We start from the raw sequence: 17,806 nt of genomic DNA on the forward strand, positions 1-17,806 counted from the left end.
ACGGGGGTACGGCTGGATCGGCGAGGGGGGCTGAACCTCGCGCACCGCGGCGCGGGTGGCCACGGCTGGGCTGGTCACGCGCGTCATCGTAGGGCCTCCACCTTTGGTGCCCGGCCCGGCAACCGTGCGCGGACCAGAGCTGAGGACCTGTCGGCCACCGGGGTGGGGCGGATGGGGCATCACCTGCCAGACTGGGCGACCGGCCGCCCAGCTGACCAGTGCAGGCGGATGAACTGGGAGGACGGGCACGAGTGAGCGCGTCGCCGGAGACCGAACCGGTCGATCAGCGAGTCTGGTTGCCCCGGCCGCGACGGGAAGACCCGTCCGGCCCGGCGCTGGTACTGATCGCCCTGGCCGCGCTGGGCTTCGGCCTGGCCGCGACAGCCGGGCTGTGGGGTGACCCCGCGGGCCGGGTGATCGACGGCAACATCCCCGACGCGATGCACTACTCGTGGTGGCTCGGGCACACGCCGCACGCCATCGGCAACGTCGAGAACCCGTTCCTGACCAGCGACATGAACTGGCCCGACGGCGTCGGCGCGATGAACAACACCACCCTGATCCTGCCGGCGCTGCTGCTCTCGCCGTTCAGCCTGCTGTTCAGTTCGCTCTTCACGCTGAACCTGCTGAACCTGCTCGCCGTGCCGCTGTGTTTCGCCGCCGGTTACTGGGCGCTGCGCAAGGTGCCGGGGGTGTCCAGCGGGGCGGCTGCGATCGGCGCCGTCTGCTTCGCCATCTCCCCGGCGGTCGTGAACTCGCTGACCGGGCACATCACCATGGCGTTCGCGCCCGGCCTGCCGATCCTGCTGGCGCTGAGCGTGGAGGCCTGGCGCACCGACCAGCGCCGCACCAGTGGTTTCGAACAGCACAGCCCTCTGCGCATCGGCCTCTGGCTGGGGCTGGTCACGCTGGCCCAGGTGTTCATCGGTGAGGAGGTGCTGTTCCAGGCCGCCGTCGGCGCCGTGCTGATCATGGTCACCGCCGCCGTGTGCCGTCCGCGCCAGGTCCGGACCGGGGCGCTGCGCCTGGCCCGCACCCTCGCAACCGCGTTCGCGGTGTTCCTGCCGATCGCCGCCTACCCGCTCTACCTCCAGTTCTTCGGTCCGCACGCGAACCACGGCAGCCCTTTCACCAAGGACTACTTCGGCGCCGACGTGACCGCCTTCTTCACCCCGACCTCGGGCGTGCTGGTGCACAGCGCGGCGAACCTGGACCGGGCCAAGCACTTCGCGGGCGGTATCGAGGAGCACCTGGCCTACCTGGGCTGGCCCCTGATCGTCGTCTGCCTGATCACGATGGTGCTCGGCTGGCGCATGCTGGCCGTGCGCTGCGTCGCGGTCGGTCTGCTGGTCTCGGCCGCGCTCTCGCTCGGCGGCCGGCTCTGGATCGACGGGGTCTGGACCGAGCACAAGGGCCCGTACGCGCTGGTGCAGAGCCTGCCCGTGCTGGAGTCGTCGCTGGCGACCCGCTTCGGCCTGCTGGTCGCGGTGTTCGCCGGGGCGATGCTGGCCCTGGCGGTGCAGGGGCTGCGCAGCGGTTCCCGGCACCGGCTGCTGCAGCCGCCCATCCCGTCCGGGCGCACGTCGAGCCGCAAGGCCGTCACCGCCCGGGCCGCCGGTGCCATCGGGGTGTCGCTCGCCTGCCTGGTGCCGCTGCTGCCCTCGACCGTGCCGGTGGTCGACGCGCCCGCCATCCCGAAGTACTTCACCACGCAGGCCAAGCAGTTCCCCAGCGATACGGTCGTGGTCGTGCTGCCCTACCCCGTCGCGACCCTGCCCACGGCGATGCGCTGGCAGTCGGCCTCCGGCTACTCGTTCAAGATGCCCGGCGGCTACTACCTCGGCCCGGCGCAGGACGGCCAGGCCTACGTCGGCGGGGCCGCCGACCCCGCCACCGCGCAGCTGCTCACCGAGGTGCAGTACACGGGTGACGTGCCGGTGATCACCCCGGCGAACCGGGCGCAGGCCCAGGCCGACATCCAGGCGTGGGGGGCCGACAAGATCGTGCTCGGCCCCGACCCGTCGCAAGACGCGTTGCGGCGCACCGTGACCGCGCTGATCGACCGGGAACCGGTGGCCGAGGACGGCGTCCTGGTCTGGGACCTGACGTGAGCGGCTCGGTAGCTGACGGGCGGGGTCGCCTGGTTCTGGCGGCCACCCCGATCGGTGACCCGGAAGACGCCTCGGTGCGTCTGAGCCGCCTGATCGAGACCGCCGACCTGATCGCGGCCGAGGACACCCGCCGGTTCCGCCGGCTGGCTGCCGCTCTGGGGATCGCGCCGCAGGGCCGGGTGATCAGTAATCACGAGCACAACGAGGACTACCGGTCCACCGCCCTGCTCGAGGTGGTCGCCGGTGGCGGCACGGTGCTCGTGGTGAGTGACGCCGGCATGCCGGGGGTGTCCGACCCGGGGCTGAAGGCGGTGCAGGCCGTGGTGGAGGCCGGGTTCCCGGTGACCGCGCTGCCCGGTCCCTCCGCCGCTCTCACCGCACTCGCACTGTCCGGGCTGCCCACCGACCGGTTCTGCTTCGAGGGGTTCCCACCCCGGACGAACGGCAAACGGTCCACGGCCTTCCGGGGTCTGAGCGCGGAGCCCCGCACGATGATCTTCTTCGAGTCGCCGCGGCGTACGGCCGACACGCTGGCCTCCATGGCCGAGGCCTTCGGGGGAGAGCGGCAGGCCGCGGTCTGCCGGGAGCTGACCAAGACCTACGAGGAGGTGAAGCGCGGCTCGCTGGCCGAACTCGTCGAATGGGCCTCGGCGTCCGAGGTTCTCGGGGAGATCAGCATCGTGGTCGGCGGGGCTCCCGAGCGGGTGCCGGTCGATCTGTCCGATCCCACGGCAACGGACGACGTGGCCGCCCTGGTCGCCCGGGTCCAGCAACGGGTGGACGCGGGGGAGCGGCTCAAGGAGGCCGTCGCCGCGGTCTCGGCCCAGTCGGGTGTGAACAAGCGGGGGTTGTACGACGCAGCGGTGAGAGCCCGAAATTGAGGGACGAATCGGTCACCTGACCGACTCGTCCTCCATTTTGTTCACTGCACGGTTGTTTGAGCGAAGTACTGCTCGGCCGTGATCCGGTGCAGCACGTGTGGGCCCTGCCGGTGGCCTGGCTCGTAGGTGGGGTTGACGAAGTCGTCGGCGGGCGAATAGGTCATGCCGATCTTCGCCATCACCCGGCGCGACGGCTCGTTGGTCACCGTGGTCATCGACACCAGCTCGGGTTTCCCCAGCACGGTGAACGCGTGGTGCAGCACCGCACGGGCTCCCTCGGGCGCGTAACCCTTTCCCCAGAAGCGCTTGTCGAGACGCCAGCCGATCTCGGTCAGGTCGGCTGCGGGGAATCCGACGGGCATCGGCCAGAGGCCGATGAAACCCATGAACTCGCCGGTCTTCTTCAGTTCGGTGGCCCACAGGCCCCACCGGTGGGCGTCGAGATGATGGACGAATCGGTCGACGGCGAGGTCGGACTCCTCGCGGGTCTTGGTGGACGGGAAGAAGCGCAGCACCTCTTCGTCGGCGTTCATCGCGGCCCAGGGGTCGCGGTCGGAGTCCTTCCACTGGCGCAGGAGCAGGCGTTCAGTTTCGAGATGCGGGAGCATTCTTCCCAGAATGCCGTGCCCTTCCGGTGGATGCCAGGGGTTTCTACCCCCGGGGCCACAGCACGCAGATCTCGTTCCCGTCCGGCCCGGTGAGCACGGTCCAGGTGACATCGGCCGACTGGCCCACGTCTTCGCGCCGGGCGCCCTGGCTGATCAGCCGGCTGACCTCGGCCGCCTGGTCGTCGGCGGCGTAGGGCCGAACGTCGATGTGCCACCGGTTCTTCACGGTCTTCGGCTCGTTCTCCCGGATCAGCTCCAGCAGCGGGCCGGGCGTGGTCAGCTCGATCGTGGCCACCACGTCGTCCTTGATCTCGAGCGTCCCGCCCGCCGCCGCCAGCCAGAACGGGCCCGCTGTCGCGATGTCGGGCACCTTCAGCACGATGGCCGCGACCGGGCCCCGCCCGTCGTACTCGTCGCGGTGCTCCAGCACGCAGAACTCGTTGCCCTGCGGGTCGGCGAGCACCACCCAGGGCCGCTCGACCTCCAGCTCGATGCGCCGGGCGCCCAGCGACTCCAGCCGGGCCACGATCTGCGCCTGATGCCCGGCGTCGCGGCTGGCCAGGTCGAGGTGCAGGCGGTTCCAGCCCACCTTCGGGTCTTTCACCGGCACGAACGTCAGCTCGACGCCGGGCTCGCCCTCCGGCGGCTCGACGTTGGACTCGTCGTCGCTCTCGTTGGTGACGCGCCAGCCGAGGGCCTCGCTCCACCAGCGGGCCAGGGACGAGGGGTCCGGGGTGTCGATCACGATGTCTGTCAACCGGGTGGGCATGGTGCCCAGTCTGCCCCGTCCCCGGGGTCCCGCACGAGAATCAGGCGATTGGCTATCGGGATTTCCGGGCGCACCTCACTAGCGTTTCCGCGGTGGAATTCAGGAGAATCCCGGGGTTACCGCCCTACGTCTTCACCATCATCGACGGGCTGAAACTCCAGGCCCGGCGGGACGGGAAGGACATTGTCGATCTCGGTTTCGGTAATCCGGACATCCCCAGTCCACCGATTGCCGTGGAGAAGCTGGCCGAGGCGGCGCACAACTCGCGCAACCACCGGTACTCCTCCAGCCGGGGTATCCCGAAGCTGCGCGAGGCGATCGCCGACCGCTACGCCGCGCAGTACGGCGTGAAGCTCGACCCGGTGAAGAACGTGATCGCCACCATCGGTGCGAAAGAGGGCTTCAGCCACCTGATGTGGGTGTTGTTGCAGGCCGGTGACGCGGCGCTGGTGCCCTCCCCGTCCTACCCCATCCACATCTGGGGCCCGTACTTCGCCGGGGCCGACGCCCGGCAGGTGACCATCGGCTCGAGCGGCGCGGACTACGTGGACGCGGTGATGGACGCCTGGGAGTACGGCTGGCCCAAGCCCCGCGTGGTGGTGCTGTGCTTCCCGCACAACCCGACCACGACCACCGTCGCGAAGGACGACCTGCAGCGCCTGGTCGACTGGGCCCGGGCCCGGGACGTGGTGCTGGTGCACGACTTCGCCTACGCCGACGTCTGGTTCGACGGGGTGCGGCCACCCTCGATCCTGGAGTGCGAGGGCGCTCTGGACTGCGCCGTCGAGCTGTACTCGATGACCAAGTCGTTCTCCATGGCCGGCTGGCGGATGGCCTTCCTGCTGGGGAACGCCGAGGTGGTCGCCGCCCTGGCCAAGCTCAAGAGCTACCTGGACTACGGCTCGTTCCAGCCGGTGCAGATCGCCGCCACGGTGACCCTGAACGAGGCGTCGGAGTACCCGTCCGAGGTGAACGCGATCTACGAGGCCCGGCGCAACGCCCTGTGCGACGGCCTGAACCGGATCGGCTGGGAGGTCGAGCGGCCGAAGGGCACGATGTTCCTCTGGGCACCGATCCCCGCGCAGTTCCGGTCCGAGGGCTCGATCGCCTTCGCCACCCGCCTGGTGCGGGACTGCGACGTGGCGGTGTCGCCGGGCATCGGGTTCGGCCCGGACGGCGACGGGCGCGTGCGGTTCGCCCTGATCGAGAACGAGCACCGGATCGGGCAGGCGGTGCGGCAGATCAAGCGGGGGTTGCCGGGGCTTGGGTAATCCCACTCCCGGGACGTGGAAAGATTCGGGGTATGACCAGGATCCTCACCGCGGTCGCTTGGCCTTATGCCAACGGCCCTCGTCACATCGGCCATGTCGCCGGCTTCGGCGTGCCCTCCGACGTCTACAGCCGCTACATGCGAATGGCCGGTCACGACGTGCTCATGGTGAGCGGCACCGACGAGCACGGCACGCCGATCCTGGTGCAGGCCGAGCAGGAGGGCGTGTCGCCGCGCGAGCTGGCCGACCGCTACAACCGCATGATCGTCGAAGACCTGCACGCCCTCGGCCTGTCCTACGACCTGTTCACCCGCACCACCACGGTCAACCACTACACCGTGGCCCAGGAACTGTTCCGTACCGACCACGCCAACGGCTACATGATCGAGCAGACCACGACCGGGGCGGTCTCCCCGTCCACCGGCCGTACCCTGCCCGACCGCTACATCGAGGGCACCTGCCCGATCTGTGGCTACGAGAACGCCCGCGGCGACCAGTGCGACAACTGCGGCAACCAGCTCGACCCGGCCGACCTGATCAACCCGAAGAGCAAGGTCAACGGCGAGACCCCGAAGTTCGTCGAGACGACGCACTTCTTCCTCGACCTGCCCGCGCTCGCCGACGCCCTCGGCGAGTGGCTCCGCACGCGCACCGACTGGCGTCCCAACGTCCTCAAGTTCTCGCTGAACCTGCTGGACGACCTGAAGCCGCGCGCGATGACGCGCGACATCGACTGGGGCATCCCGGTTCCGCTCCCCGGGTGGGAAGAGAACTCGCACAAACGTCTGTACGTCTGGTTCGACGCGGTGGTCGGCTACCTCTCGGCCTCGATCGAGTGGGCCCGCCGCACCGACGACCCGGAGCAGTGGCGCAAGTGGTGGAACGACCCCGAAGCCGTCTCCAACTACTTCATGGGGAAGGACAACATCACCTTCCACTCGCAGATCTGGCCGGCCGAGCTGCTGGCCTACGCGGGCAGGGGCGCCAAGGGCGGCGAGGTGGGCCCGTACGGTGAGCTGAACCTGCCCACCGAGGTCGTCAGCAGCGAGTTCCTGACGATGGAGGGCAAGCAGTTCTCCTCCAGCCGCGGCGTGGTCATCTACGTGCGCGACATCCTGAGCCGCTACCAGCCCGACGCGCTGCGCTACTTCATCTGCGCGGCCGGCCCGGAGAACCAGGACACCGACTTCACCTGGGCCGAGTTCGTCCGCCGCACCAACGACGAGCTGGTCGCGGGCTGGGGCAACCTGGTCAACCGCACGGCGTCGCTCATCAACAAGAACCTGGGCGAGATCCCCGAGGCCGGGGAACTGCAGGCGATCGACCTGGCGGTCCTCGAGACCACGAAGGCCGGGTTCGGCGCGGTCGGCGAGCTGCTCGCCTCGCACAAGCAGAAGGCCGCCCTGGCCGAGGCGATGCGCGTGGTGGGCGAGGTCAACAAGTACCTCTCCGACACCGAGCCCTGGAAGCTGAAGAAGACCGACTTCGAGCGCATGAAGACGGTGCTGCACGTGGCCGCGCAGGCGATCAGCGACTGCCGGGTGCTGCTGTCCCCGTTCCTGCCGCACAGCTCGCAACGGGTGTTCGAGGCCTTCGGCGGCACCGGCACGGTCTCCCCGCTGCCGCAGATCCGCGAGGTCGAGGATCTGGACGGTGGCCCGGGCTATCCGGTGCTGATGGGTAACTACACGCTCGGCGAGACGGTGGCGGCCTGGGAGTCGGCGCCGATCGTGCCGGGCACCCCGGTCCCGGCGCCCTCCCCGATCTTCCGCAAGCTCGACGAGTCGGTCGTGGAAGAAGAGCTCGCCCGCCTCGCCGACAAAGACAAGTAAGGAGCGAACAGAGGACGCCGGTGGCCACCGGCGTCCTCTGTGGTGGGTTTGATGAGTAAGAAGAAGGACGACGGACCCGTACCGCGGCCGGAGGCGCTCCCGCTGCCCGTGGTGGACAACCACACCCACCTCGATCACGTGCCGGGCACCCAGGCCGGTTCCCTGACCGCCGACGAGGTCGTGGAAACGCTGATCGCGCAGGCAGTCTCGGTCAATGTCTCGCGAATGGTGCAGATCGGCTGCGACCTTCCGGCCGCCCGCTGGACGGTGCAGGCCGTGGACCGGTTCCCGGAGCTGCTCGGGGGAGTGGCACTGCACCCCACCGAGGCAACGAAACATGCTGCGGCACAAGAACTCGACCAGGCGTTCGAAGAGATCGAGAAGCTCGCGGCGCACCCTCGTGTGCGGGTGATCGGCGAGACCGGCCTCGACCATTACTGGGTCACCGACGACGTCGGGAAGGCTGCCCAGGAAGATTCCTTCCGCCGGCACATCGACCTGGCCAAGCGGCTGGGCAAGGCGCTGCAGATCCACGACCGCGACGCCCACGACGACGTGATCCGGGTGCTCGACTCCGAGGGGGCACCGGAGAAGACGGTGTTCCACTGCTATTCCGGTGACGCCGAGATGGCCCGGCTGGCCGCTGATCGCGGCTGGTACCTGTCGTTCGCCGGCACCGTGACCTTCAAGAACGCCGCCCCCCTGAGGGAGGCGCTCGCCGTGGTGCCGCTGGAGCGGGTGATGGTCGAGACCGACGCGCCCTACCTGACCCCGATGCCGTACCGGGGCCGCACCAACGCGAGTTACCTGGTGCCGCTGACGGTGCGGGCGATGGCGGCGGAGCTCGGGCTCGGCCTGGACGAGGTGTGTGCGGCACTGTCGGCGACCAGCGAGGCGGTGTACGGCCCCTGGTAGCGGGGTGACGCGTCGTGATCGGGGGCCTGGTCAAGGCCTCCGATGACACGTTGTCACACCCCTCCCGCACTGCCCCGTTACCCCACTCGCGCCGTCCTACGGCCAAGTTTCCGACACTTCGCGGTGTCACATTTTTGGGGGGTATCGAAACGGTTGAAGTACAGCAATTCTCGGGTATCCGCCCGGACCGTGGCAGCCTTCCTGACCTGCGTTGATCGGGTCTGACCGGATCCGTTCCCGGGGCCGCGGGCCGCGGTTCGGCTTGGGATTCGGTCTCGGTTCGATTACGGTATGCGGTCGACAGCCGGGAGCGGTTCCCTCCCGGCGGAATCCTGAGGCCCTCGCAAGGGTGGTCCGAGGGCGCAGACGGTCACCGTCGGCGATGATTTCCGCCGTGCCGTACCCGGGAAGAACGAGGCTTGGAGCATCGTGCGCTCGCTCGTCCACAGCAGACCCGCGCGCTTCGTCGCGCAGGCAGCAGTTCTCGCCGTAGCCGTCGGCGGCAGCGTCTGGTATTCCCAGGCGAACAAGACGATCACCCTCTCCGTGGACGGTCGGACGACCGAAGTCCACTCCTTCGCCTCCAGCGTCTCGGACTTCCTCGCCGACGAGCACATCTCCGTCGGCGATCGTGACCTGGTCGCCCCCGCCGCCGACACCTCGATCGGTGAGGGCGACACCGTGGTCGTCCGTTACGCCAGGCCCCTGAACCTCACGGTCGACGGCACCGAGCGCACCTTCTGGACCACCGAGCTCTCGGTGGACAAGGCGCTGCTGGCCCTCGGGGTGCGCAGTGACGGCGCCGAGCTCTCCGCCTCGCGCTCGTCCCGCATCGACCGGGCCGGGATGACGATGTCGCTCAGCACGCCGAAGTCGGTCACCCTCGTGGCCGACGGCGACAAGGACAAGATCACCACCACCGCCGCGACGGTCTCCGAGTTCCTCACCGACGAGAAGGTGAAGGTCGGCGACCTGGACAAGCTGAGCCAGGTCCCCAGCACCCCGCTGCGCGACGGCCTGACGGTGAAGATCGCCCGGGTGACCCAGAAGAAGGTCACCAAGACCTCGGCGATCGACCACAAGACGAAGAAGACCTCGACGAGCAAGCTCTACAAGGGCGAGTCCAAGGTCGTCACCGCGGGCAAGGACGGCGTGCAGAAGGCCGTCTGGCAGATCACCCGCACCGACGGGAAGATCACCAAGCGCAAGCTCGTCGACACCAGCGTCACCCGCAAGCCGGTGACCGAGGTGGTGCAGGTCGGCACCAAGGCCAAGCCCGCCGAGTCGTCCAGCTCCTCGGGCGGTAGCTCGTCCGGCGGCAGCTCCTCCGGCGGCAGCGTCGGTGGCGGCGTCGACTCGCTGAACTGGGCCGCGCTGGCCGAGTGCGAGTCCGGCGGCAACCCCAAGGCCGTGAACCCGGCCGGTTACTACGGGCTCTACCAGTTCAGCACCAGCACCTGGGCCGCGATGGGTGGCTCGGGCAACCCCGCGGACGCCAGCTCCTCGGAGCAGACCTACCGGGCGAAGCTGCTCTACAAGCAGTCCGGGGCCGGCCAGTGGCCGGTCTGCGGCAAGAACCTATAACAGAACGACGAAGGGGCCGGTCCACCCGAGGTGGGCGGGCCCCTTCGCCGTGTGCCGCGTCCCTCAGCAGCCCTGTGTGCATGATCACGGAGGTAGTGGGGGTAAGGTCGGCCGTTGTGTCCACGTCGTCCACGTCCCTGCTCGGCCCCGCCGACATCCGTCAGCTGGCCGGACGGCTCGACGTCCGCCCGACCAAGCAGCTCGGGCAGAACTTCGTGGTCGACGCCAACACCGTGCGCCGCATCGCCCGGCTCGCCGGGGTGGGTGAGGGTGACCTGGTCACCGAGATCGGGCCCGGGCTCGGCTCGCTGACGCTGGCGCTGCTGGAGACGGGTGCCCACGTCGTCGCGGTGGAGATCGACCCCAAGCTGGCGGCCGAGCTGCCGGCCACGATCGCCACCCGGGCCCCGGAGGCGGCGGAGCGGTTCAGCGTCGTGCTCTCCGACGCGCTGCTGGTGCAGGCGCAGCAGCTGGAGGTCGGGGGCCGCACGCCCACCGCCGTGGTCGCGAACCTGCCCTACAACGTGGCCGTGCCGGTGCTGCTGACCCTGCTGGAGCGGGTGTCCACCCTGACCAGCGGCCTGGTGATGGTGCAGGCCGAGGTCGCCGACCGGCTCGCGGCCCGTCCCGGTGACAAGACCTACGGTGTGCCCTCGGTGAAGGCCGCCTGGTACGCCGACGTGCGCCGGGCCGGCGCGGTGCCGCGGCAGGTGTTCTGGCCGGTGCCGAACGTGGAGTCGGGTCTGGTGCAGTTCACGGCCCGCCCCCACCCGGACACGAGCGCCACCCGCGAAGAGGTGTTCGCCTGCGTCGACGCCGCCTTCGCCCAGCGCCGCAAGACCCTGCGCGCGGCCCTGGCCGGCTGGGCCGGATCGGCCGACGCCGCGCAGGCGGCTCTGGATCAGGCCGGGATCGACCCGAAGATCCGGGGTGAGCGGCTCACCGTGCAGGAGTTCTCCGCGCTGGCGGCTGCCCGCCCGAAGGGGTGACACTCGGCCGTTCCGGTGGCCCGGGCGGTCTGTACGGCGGATTTTCGCGCCCGTCCGCCGGGATGTCCGTGTCGCCGGGAGGCGAGGCCCGTTCCGGGGTCGTAGGTTCACCCGCATGACGGACAACGGGAGCACGGGAACACCGACCATCACGGTGGCCTCGATGAGCGCGATCAGCATCGACCTGGCGCAGCGAATCCCCTCGCTCCCGCGTCAGTTGCGCCCCGACGGTGCACCCGAACGGGCTGCCCGTAACTGAAATCACCCGGCGGCCGGTCGGCTGCCAGGAAAATACATTGAGTTCAGAGCGCATCTGACGGCAATGTGGGGAGGCCGCCCCCAGCCTCCCGAAGGATTTTTCTGCCATGCGCCTGCTCCGAGACCTCTGGCAGACCTCGCCACGACAATGCGCCCTGGTGATGGTGCTCGTGCTGTGCGGGGGCGCGGGCCAGGCCGCCGCCGCGGCGCTGGCCGGACCGGTGCTGCTCGAACGCTCCTGGTCCTTGTTCGTCCTGATGGCCGCCGGCCTCTCGCTCTACGTGCTGGGCGATCTGGCCGTGAACATCGTCGCGGCCCGGCTGACCGCCGACTGGTCGGCCGACCTGCGCCGCCGTCTGTGCACGGTCGCTTTCTCCCAGCCGTTGCAGGCCCTGGAGGGCACCCCGGTCGGTGAGCTGCTCGACCGCATCGACCAGGACATCTACCAGGTCGGCAGCGAGATCCGGAACAGCGGCCTGCGCATCTTCCAACAGCTCGCGGTGGCAACGGTTTCCATCGTCACCGCGTTGTTCGTCTGGTGGCCGGCCGGGGTCGGCATGCTGCTGGTGGTCGCTCTCACGGTGAAGGGCCTGTCCCGCCCGATCCGCCGCATCAACCCGGCCCGGATGAGCGAGGAAGAGGCCTGGTCGGATCTGGCCGCGGTGATGGAAGAGTCGATCCACGGTCAGGACGACGTCCGCACCACCCTGGCCCGGCCCTACGTGGTGCGGCTTTTCGCCGACCGGTCGAGCCAGGTCCTGAGCCGGGGACGGGTCGTGTGGCGACTGAGCGCGAAACTGTCAGTCGTCGCGTCCACCATTGTCCGCTCCTCGATCGCCGTGGTCGTGGTGGGCGGCATCTGGGCCCTGCAGGCGGGGCATCTCGACGCCGCCCGGCTGACCTCGACCTGGCTCCTGGCACTGGCTTTCGGGGCGACGGTCGACCACATCAGCCGGATGGTGCCGCACCTGCAGCAGGGGCTCGGGGCCTGGGGCCGGGTGCAGATGCTGTCGGCCTCGACGGTCGAGCCGACCGGGGGCGAGGCTCCGGCCGAGGGCGAACTGAACATCCGGAACCTGACTTTCGCCTACCCGGGGGAGTCGGACCGGGGTGCCGTGCTGCACGACGTCTCGCTGACCTTCGTGCCCGGCCGCTCGTACGCGCTGATCGGGCGCACCGGCTCGGGCAAGTCCACGCTGGCCAAGGTGCTCACCCGCTCGGTCGACGTGCCCGACGGCACCGTCGATCTGGGCGGTGCCGACCTGAACCGGGTCGACCTGGAACTGTTGCGCCGCTGGGTGGCGGTGGTGCCACAGCGCACCGAGATCCTGGCCGGGTCCCTGGCCGAGAACATCGCCCTGTTCGACCCGGAACTGATCGGCTCGGCCGGGCGGGTGATGGACGAACTCGGGCTCGGCGCCTGGGTGGAGGGGCTGCCCGACGGCCTGGGCACCCGGCTCGGTGAGGGTGGATACGTGCTCTCGGCGGGGCAGGAGCAGCTGGTCGCGTTCGGCCGGATCCTGGTGCGCGACCCGCACCTGGTGATCCTCGACGAGGCCACCGCCCGGATGGACCCGGTCACCGAGCACCAGGTGCAGCTGGCCTCGGCCCGCTTGCTGGAGGGGCGTATCGGCATCGTGATCGCGCACCGGCTGTCGTCGGTGGCCGACTGCGACGAGGTGGTGGTGCTCGACAGCGGCCGCGTGCTCGAGGCCGGTCCGCTGGCCCGGTCGCAGCGGTTCGCCCGTCTGGTCGAGAGCAGCAAGCTGCGCTCGCCGGTGCCGGCCGGTGTCAGCGCTCACCTCCCGCAGCAGCGGTCGGTCGAGGGGGAGTTGCTTGAGGACGTCGTGGTCGCCCCGGTCCCGCCGGCGCCGGTCACGTCACAGTCGCCGGCCCGGGCCGAACCGCCCCAGGTCGTCGAGGCCACCGGTGGTTCCACCGTGCGCGAGATCTTCCAGCTGGTGCGCAACGACGCCCGGTACGGCGTCGCCGCGGTCGCCGTCTTCATGGTGCTGATCCTGCTCGGGCTGGACGGCTCGGTACTGCCGTGGCTGTGGGCCGATCTGGTGGACGGATCGGGCAGCCTGTTCTGGCCGTCCGCCGGCATCGTCACCGCGCTGCTGCTCACCGCCCCGCTGCCGTGGTTCACCGACCGCTGGTTCCCGGAGTGGTGGGTGCGCCAGACGCTGCGCATCAATTTGCGGCTCACGCACGGCCAGACCGGTGACCGGCGGGTCAGCAACCACACCCCGGCCGCGGTGATCGCGCAGTCCGGCGACACCGAGAGGGTCGTGCAGCTGGCCGACAACGTGGTGGACAACGTCACCGCCGTGGTCGTCATGGTCACCATGACGGCGATCTCCGGCTCGATCGTGCCCGCCCTGTTCTTCGCGGCCACGATGGTGCTGTCGGGGATCGTGGCCACCGGGTTCGGCCCGAAGCTGGAGAAGGCGGCGGCCCGCACGGTCGCGGCCCGGGCCTCGTTCGCCACCGCGCTGGTCTCGTCGCTGTCGGCGGCCCGCACGGTCAAGCTGAGCGGCGCCACCCAGCCCGTGCTGTCCCACCTGGCCGGGCTCGACCGGGTGCGCAGCGAGCGGCAGCGCGAAGAGATCATGATCCAGGTCTGGTCGCGCTCCACCCCGGCGCTGACCGCCGGCCTGCTGCCGATCGGGGCCTGGGCGCTGTACCTGAACGGCGGTCTCAGCCCGGCGGCCGTGCTGATCGCGGTCTCCACGCTGGGCTCGGCGCGGTGGTTCGCCTGGACCACGGCCTCGTTCGTGTCGCAGCTGCCCTCGGCCCGGGTCTGGACCCGGCGCACCCACGCGATGATCGGCGAGGGCAACTACTCGGCCGAGCTGCCCGAGGTGGACGTGGCGGCCGGTACCGCCCCGGCGCCGGTGCTGCCCGGCCGCGAGCCGCTGCGCGAGCTGACCCTGACCGGTTTCACCGCCGTGCACGAAGACGGCATGCTCGGCGCCCGCGACGTGGACCTCACGGTGCGGCGCGGTGAGCTGGTGCTGGTGGTCGGGCCGGTCGGTGCGGGCAAGTCGTCACTGCTGCGGGCCCTGGCCGGGATCGTGCACCACTGGGGGTCGCTGGCCTGGAACGGCACCGAGGTCACCGAGCCGGAGCGGTTCCTGCGCCCCAACCAGGTGGGCTACGTCGGCCAGGTGCCGCGGGTGCTGTCGGGCACGATCGCCGACAACATCGCGCTCGGGCACGACGTCGACCTGCACACCGCCGTGGCCGCCGCCCAGCTCGAGCGTGACCTGGCGGAGTCCGGTTCCGGGCTCGGGCTGATGATCGGGCACAAGGGCTCCCGCCTGTCCGGTGGTCAGCTGCAGCGCCTGGCCCTGGCCCGGGCGCTGGCCCCGCGCACCGAACTGCTGGTGGCCGACGACGTGTCCTCGGCCCTCGACGTCGGCACCGAGCTCGACCTCTGGCAGGCCCTGCGCGAGCACGGCGTGACGGTGGTGGGCTCGACCTCGAAGCGGGCGGCCCTGGAACGCGCCGACCGGGTGGTCGTGATGATCGACGGCCGGGCGGTGGCGCAGGGCACGTGGGCGGAGCTCGACAACCGCTGGAGCCACCTGGCGGGGTGAAAAATCACCTCGTTCGTGATCATGCAGAACCTCCCCGGAGTTCTAGAACTCTCCGCGCCACAGTTCTAGAACGCTGGGGAGGTTCTGCATGATCACGGAGTGGATCTTGGGGGTCTCGCCCGGGATGTGGGTGCCTCGTTCGGAAGGGGTGCCCCGGATTGCATAGAGTGGTCGCATGGCGGCGACAAGAACGGTGATCGCGCGCGCGCCCGCCAAGATCAATCTTGAGTTGCGGGTGGGCCCGGTCCGGGACGACGGCTTTCACGAGCTCGCCACGGTGTTCCACGCCGTGGCGCTGTTCGACGACCTGACCGCGCGGGCCACCGAGCCCGGCTCGGGGGTCTCGATCACGGTCGACGGCATCCAGGCCGACGAGGTGCCCACCGACGACTCGAACCTGGCCGTGAAGGCCGCGAAGCTGCTGGCCGCGCACATCGGCCTGGAATCGGCCGACGTGGCGTTCGAGCTGCGCAAGGGCATCCCGGTGGCGGGCGGCATGGCCGGTGGCTCGGCCGACGCCGCAGCCGCCCTGGTGGCCTGCGACGCGCTCTGGCACGCCGGGCTCGACCGCGAGCAACTGCTGCACCTGGCCGCGCAACTCGGGTCGGACGTCCCCTTTTCGCTGCTCGGTGGCACCGCGATCGGCAGCGGCCGGGGCGAGCTGCTCACCCCGGTGCTGGCCCGCGGTGAGTACACCTGGGTGATCGCGCTGGCCGAGGGCGGCCTGTCCACGCCCGGTGTCTACGGGCAGATCGACCGGATGCGCGAGGCCGGTGAGGCCCCGCAGCCCACGCCCGGGCCCGAGATCGACGACGCCCTGATGGCCGCGTTGCGCGCCGGTGACGCCGCGGCCCTGGGCGCCCGCCTGCACAACGAGCTGGAGCCCGCCGCGCTGGCGATGGCCCCCCAGCTGGAACGCGCGCTGGAGATCGGCCGCAAGGTCGGCGCGCTCGGTGGCATCGTGTCCGGCTCCGGCCCGACCACGGTGTTCCTGGCCCGCGACTCCAGTCACGCCCTCGATCTCGCGGTCGCCCTGACCGCGTCCGGAGCGGCGGCCGATGTGCGACGCGCACACGGTCCGGTGCCCGGTGCCCGTCTCGTCGAATCGGTGCGTGGTTAAGCCCAGTGGCTCACCTTCTCAACGCGGAGTCCGTCACAGTCGTGCACGGCTCCAGAACGCTTTTGGACGCGGTAAGTCTCGGTCTCGACGACGGTGACCGGATCGGTGTGGTCGGCCGCAACGGCGAGGGCAAGTCCACCCTGCTCCGGGTGCTCGCCCGTCTGCAGGAACCGGACGGCGGCCGGGTCACCACGGGTCGCGAGGTGCGCCTCGGCGCGCTCTGGCAGGAAGACCGCCTCGACCCGGAAATGACCGTGCGACAGGCGGTCATGGGTGACATGGCCCCGCACGAGTGGGCCGGCGACGCCAAGGTCCGCGACGTGCTGGGCGGTCTGCTCGGTGGTCTCGAGGCTCCCTTCGTCGGTGGTCTCGACGCGCAGTTCGGCCGGCTCTCCGGTGGCCAGCGCCGCCGGGTCGGCCTGGCCGCGCTGCTGATCAGCGACGACGACCTGGTCATGCTCGACGAGCCCACCAACCACCTCGACGTCGAGGGCGTGGCCTGGCTGGCGCAGCACCTGAACCAGCGCTGGCCCGCCGGGCGGGGCGGCCTGCTGGTCGTCACCCACGACCGGTGGTTCCTCGACGCGGTCTGCGGCAGCATCTGGGAGGTCCACGACGGGGTCGTGGACAGCTACGAGGGCGGTTACGCGGCCTACGTGCTGACCCGCGCCGAGCGCGCCCGGGTGGCGGCCGTGACCGAGGAGCGTCGCCAGAACACGCTGCGGAAAGAGCTGGCCTGGCTGCGCCGCGGCCCGCCGGCCCGGACCAGTAAGCCGCAGTTCCGGATCGACGCGGCCGAGTCACTGATCGCCGACGAACCGCCGCCGCGCGACCAGATGAACCTGGCGAAGATGGCCACCGCCCGCCTGGGCAAGGACGTCGTCGACCTGGAAGACGTCACGGTCACGGTCGGATCCGGCGACGAGGCGAAAACCCTGCTGGAGCACGTCACCTGGCGGATCGGTCCGGGCGACCGGATCGGTGTGGTCGGGGTCAACGGCTCGGGCAAGACCACCCTGATGAAGATGATGCTGGGCGGCCCGGGTGCCCCGGTGCCCACCGCCGGCCGGGTGAAGCGCGGAAAGACGGTCCAGGCGGTCATTCTCAGCCAGGACGTGCGCGAGCTCGACGCGGTCGCCGACCAGAAGGTGCAGGAGGCCGTCGAGAAGGTCAAGGGCACGGTCCGGATCGGTGGGAAAGACGTCACCGCGGGCCAGCTGCTCGAGCGCCTGGGATTCACCAAGGACAAGATCTGGACCCGGGTCAGCGACCTGTCGGGTGGTGAGCGGCGGCGTCTGCAGCTGCTGCGCCTGCTGATGAGCGAGCCGAACGTGCTGCTGCTCGACGAGCCGACGAACGACCTGGACACCGACACCCTGGCCGCCATCGAGGACACGCTCGACGAGTGGCCCGGCACCCTGATCGTGGTCTCCCACGACCGGTACCTGCTGGAGCGCATCTGCGACAAGCAGGTGGCTCTGCTCGGCGACGGTCAGATCCGCGATCTGCCCGGCGGGGTCGAGGAATACCTGAAACTGCGGGCCCAGCAGGAACAGACCGGGGTGAGCTCACCGACGTCCACCATCTCGGAGGAAACCACCCCGGTGGCGACCGCCGCCGACACCCGGGCCGCCCGTAAGGAGATGGCCCGGATCGAACGGCAGATCTCGAAACTCGCCTCGCGGGAAGAGAAGCTGCACGCGCAGATGGCGGAGAAGGCCACCGACCACGCCGCGATCAGCAAGCTCGACGCGGAACTGCGTGAGGTGACGGCGGAGAAGGACGCGCTCGAAGAGGCCTGGCTGGAAGCGGCCGAACTGGCCGGCTGAGACCTGGTCGTGATCATGCAATCCCCCAGCCTTCGGC

General features: G+C 70.2%; 13 protein-coding genes. 11 read left to right on the forward strand and 2 right to left on the reverse strand.

Translation table 11 applies throughout. The annotated features are described in order from the left end of the window. The first annotated feature begins 251 nt into the window (after positions 1 to 251). Both LR393_RS18880 and rsmI read left to right on the forward strand, forming a co-directional pair. Positions 252 to 2,111, forward strand: coding sequence for a hypothetical protein (locus tag LR393_RS18880; RefSeq protein ID WP_231485283.1), 1,860 nt, complete (start codon positions 252 to 254; stop codon positions 2,109 to 2,111). Further along, complete coding sequence (gene rsmI, locus LR393_RS18885) at positions 2,108 to 2,992, forward strand: 16S rRNA (cytidine(1402)-2'-O)-methyltransferase (RefSeq protein ID WP_231485284.1); 885 nt, start codon at positions 2,108 to 2,110, stop codon at positions 2,990 to 2,992. Before LR393_RS18880 ends, rsmI begins: the two co-directional genes overlap by 4 nt. Before the next feature lie 41 nt (positions 2,993 to 3,033). Here the strand turns inward: rsmI and LR393_RS18890 are convergent, their stop codons facing one another. Together LR393_RS18890 and LR393_RS18895 are read right to left on the reverse strand one after the other, a co-directional pair. Next, on the reverse strand, positions 3,034 to 3,600 hold the full coding sequence (locus tag LR393_RS18890) for a GNAT family N-acetyltransferase (protein WP_231485285.1): 567 nt from the start codon (positions 3,598 to 3,600) through the stop codon (positions 3,034 to 3,036). Between the two features lie 43 nt (positions 3,601 to 3,643). Then, entirely contained in the window at positions 3,644 to 4,369 is a 726-nt protein-coding gene (locus tag LR393_RS18895) for a VOC family protein (protein ID WP_231485286.1), read from the reverse strand. Between the two features lie 92 nt (positions 4,370 to 4,461). On the opposite strand from LR393_RS18895, the gene LR393_RS18900 reads away from it, so the two are divergent. From LR393_RS18900 to LR393_RS18940, 9 genes are all read left to right on the forward strand, one after another. Next, the gene (locus LR393_RS18900; RefSeq protein WP_231485287.1) at positions 4,462 to 5,640 is read left to right on the forward strand and encodes an aminotransferase class I/II-fold pyridoxal phosphate-dependent enzyme; all 1,179 of its coding nucleotides are present in this window, start codon (positions 4,462 to 4,464) and stop codon (positions 5,638 to 5,640) included. Between the two features lie 32 nt (positions 5,641 to 5,672). Next, complete coding sequence (metG, locus tag LR393_RS18905) at positions 5,673 to 7,472, forward strand: methionine--tRNA ligase (RefSeq protein WP_231485288.1); 1,800 nt, start codon at positions 5,673 to 5,675, stop codon at positions 7,470 to 7,472. A gap of 51 nt (positions 7,473 to 7,523) precedes the next feature. Continuing rightward, on the forward strand, positions 7,524 to 8,387 hold the full coding sequence (locus tag LR393_RS18910; protein WP_231485289.1) for a TatD family hydrolase: 864 nt from the start codon (positions 7,524 to 7,526) through the stop codon (positions 8,385 to 8,387). Between the two features lie 429 nt (positions 8,388 to 8,816). Next, positions 8,817 to 9,971: a resuscitation-promoting factor gene (locus LR393_RS36510; protein WP_231485290.1), complete on the forward strand. Its 1,155-nt coding sequence runs from the start codon at positions 8,817 to 8,819 to the stop codon at positions 9,969 to 9,971. A gap of 80 nt (positions 9,972 to 10,051) precedes the next feature. Further along, positions 10,052 to 10,960 (forward strand): 16S rRNA (adenine(1518)-N(6)/adenine(1519)-N(6))-dimethyltransferase RsmA, encoded by a 909-nt coding sequence (gene rsmA, locus LR393_RS18920; RefSeq protein WP_345718537.1) that lies wholly within the window; start codon positions 10,052 to 10,054, stop codon positions 10,958 to 10,960. Between the two features lie 115 nt (positions 10,961 to 11,075). Next, on the forward strand, positions 11,076 to 11,219 hold the full coding sequence (locus LR393_RS18925) for a hypothetical protein (RefSeq protein ID WP_231485292.1): 144 nt from the start codon (positions 11,076 to 11,078) through the stop codon (positions 11,217 to 11,219). 106 nt (positions 11,220 to 11,325) lie between these two features. Further along, entirely contained in the window at positions 11,326 to 14,820 is a 3,495-nt protein-coding gene (locus LR393_RS18930) for an ATP-binding cassette domain-containing protein (protein WP_231485293.1), read from the forward strand. Positions 14,821 to 14,995: 175 nt separating this feature from the next. Continuing rightward, complete coding sequence (locus tag LR393_RS18935; RefSeq protein WP_231485294.1) at positions 14,996 to 15,940, forward strand: 4-(cytidine 5'-diphospho)-2-C-methyl-D-erythritol kinase; 945 nt, start codon at positions 14,996 to 14,998, stop codon at positions 15,938 to 15,940. Positions 15,941 to 15,945: 5 nt separating this feature from the next. Then, entirely contained in the window at positions 15,946 to 17,769 is a 1,824-nt protein-coding gene (locus LR393_RS18940) for an ABC-F family ATP-binding cassette domain-containing protein (RefSeq protein ID WP_231485295.1), read from the forward strand. The last annotated feature ends 37 nt before the right edge of the window (positions 17,770 to 17,806 follow it).

The organism is Kineosporia mesophila (assembly GCF_021129235.1).
GTDB classification, from domain to species: Bacteria; Actinomycetota; Actinomycetes; order Actinomycetales; family Kineosporiaceae; genus Kineosporia; species Kineosporia mesophila.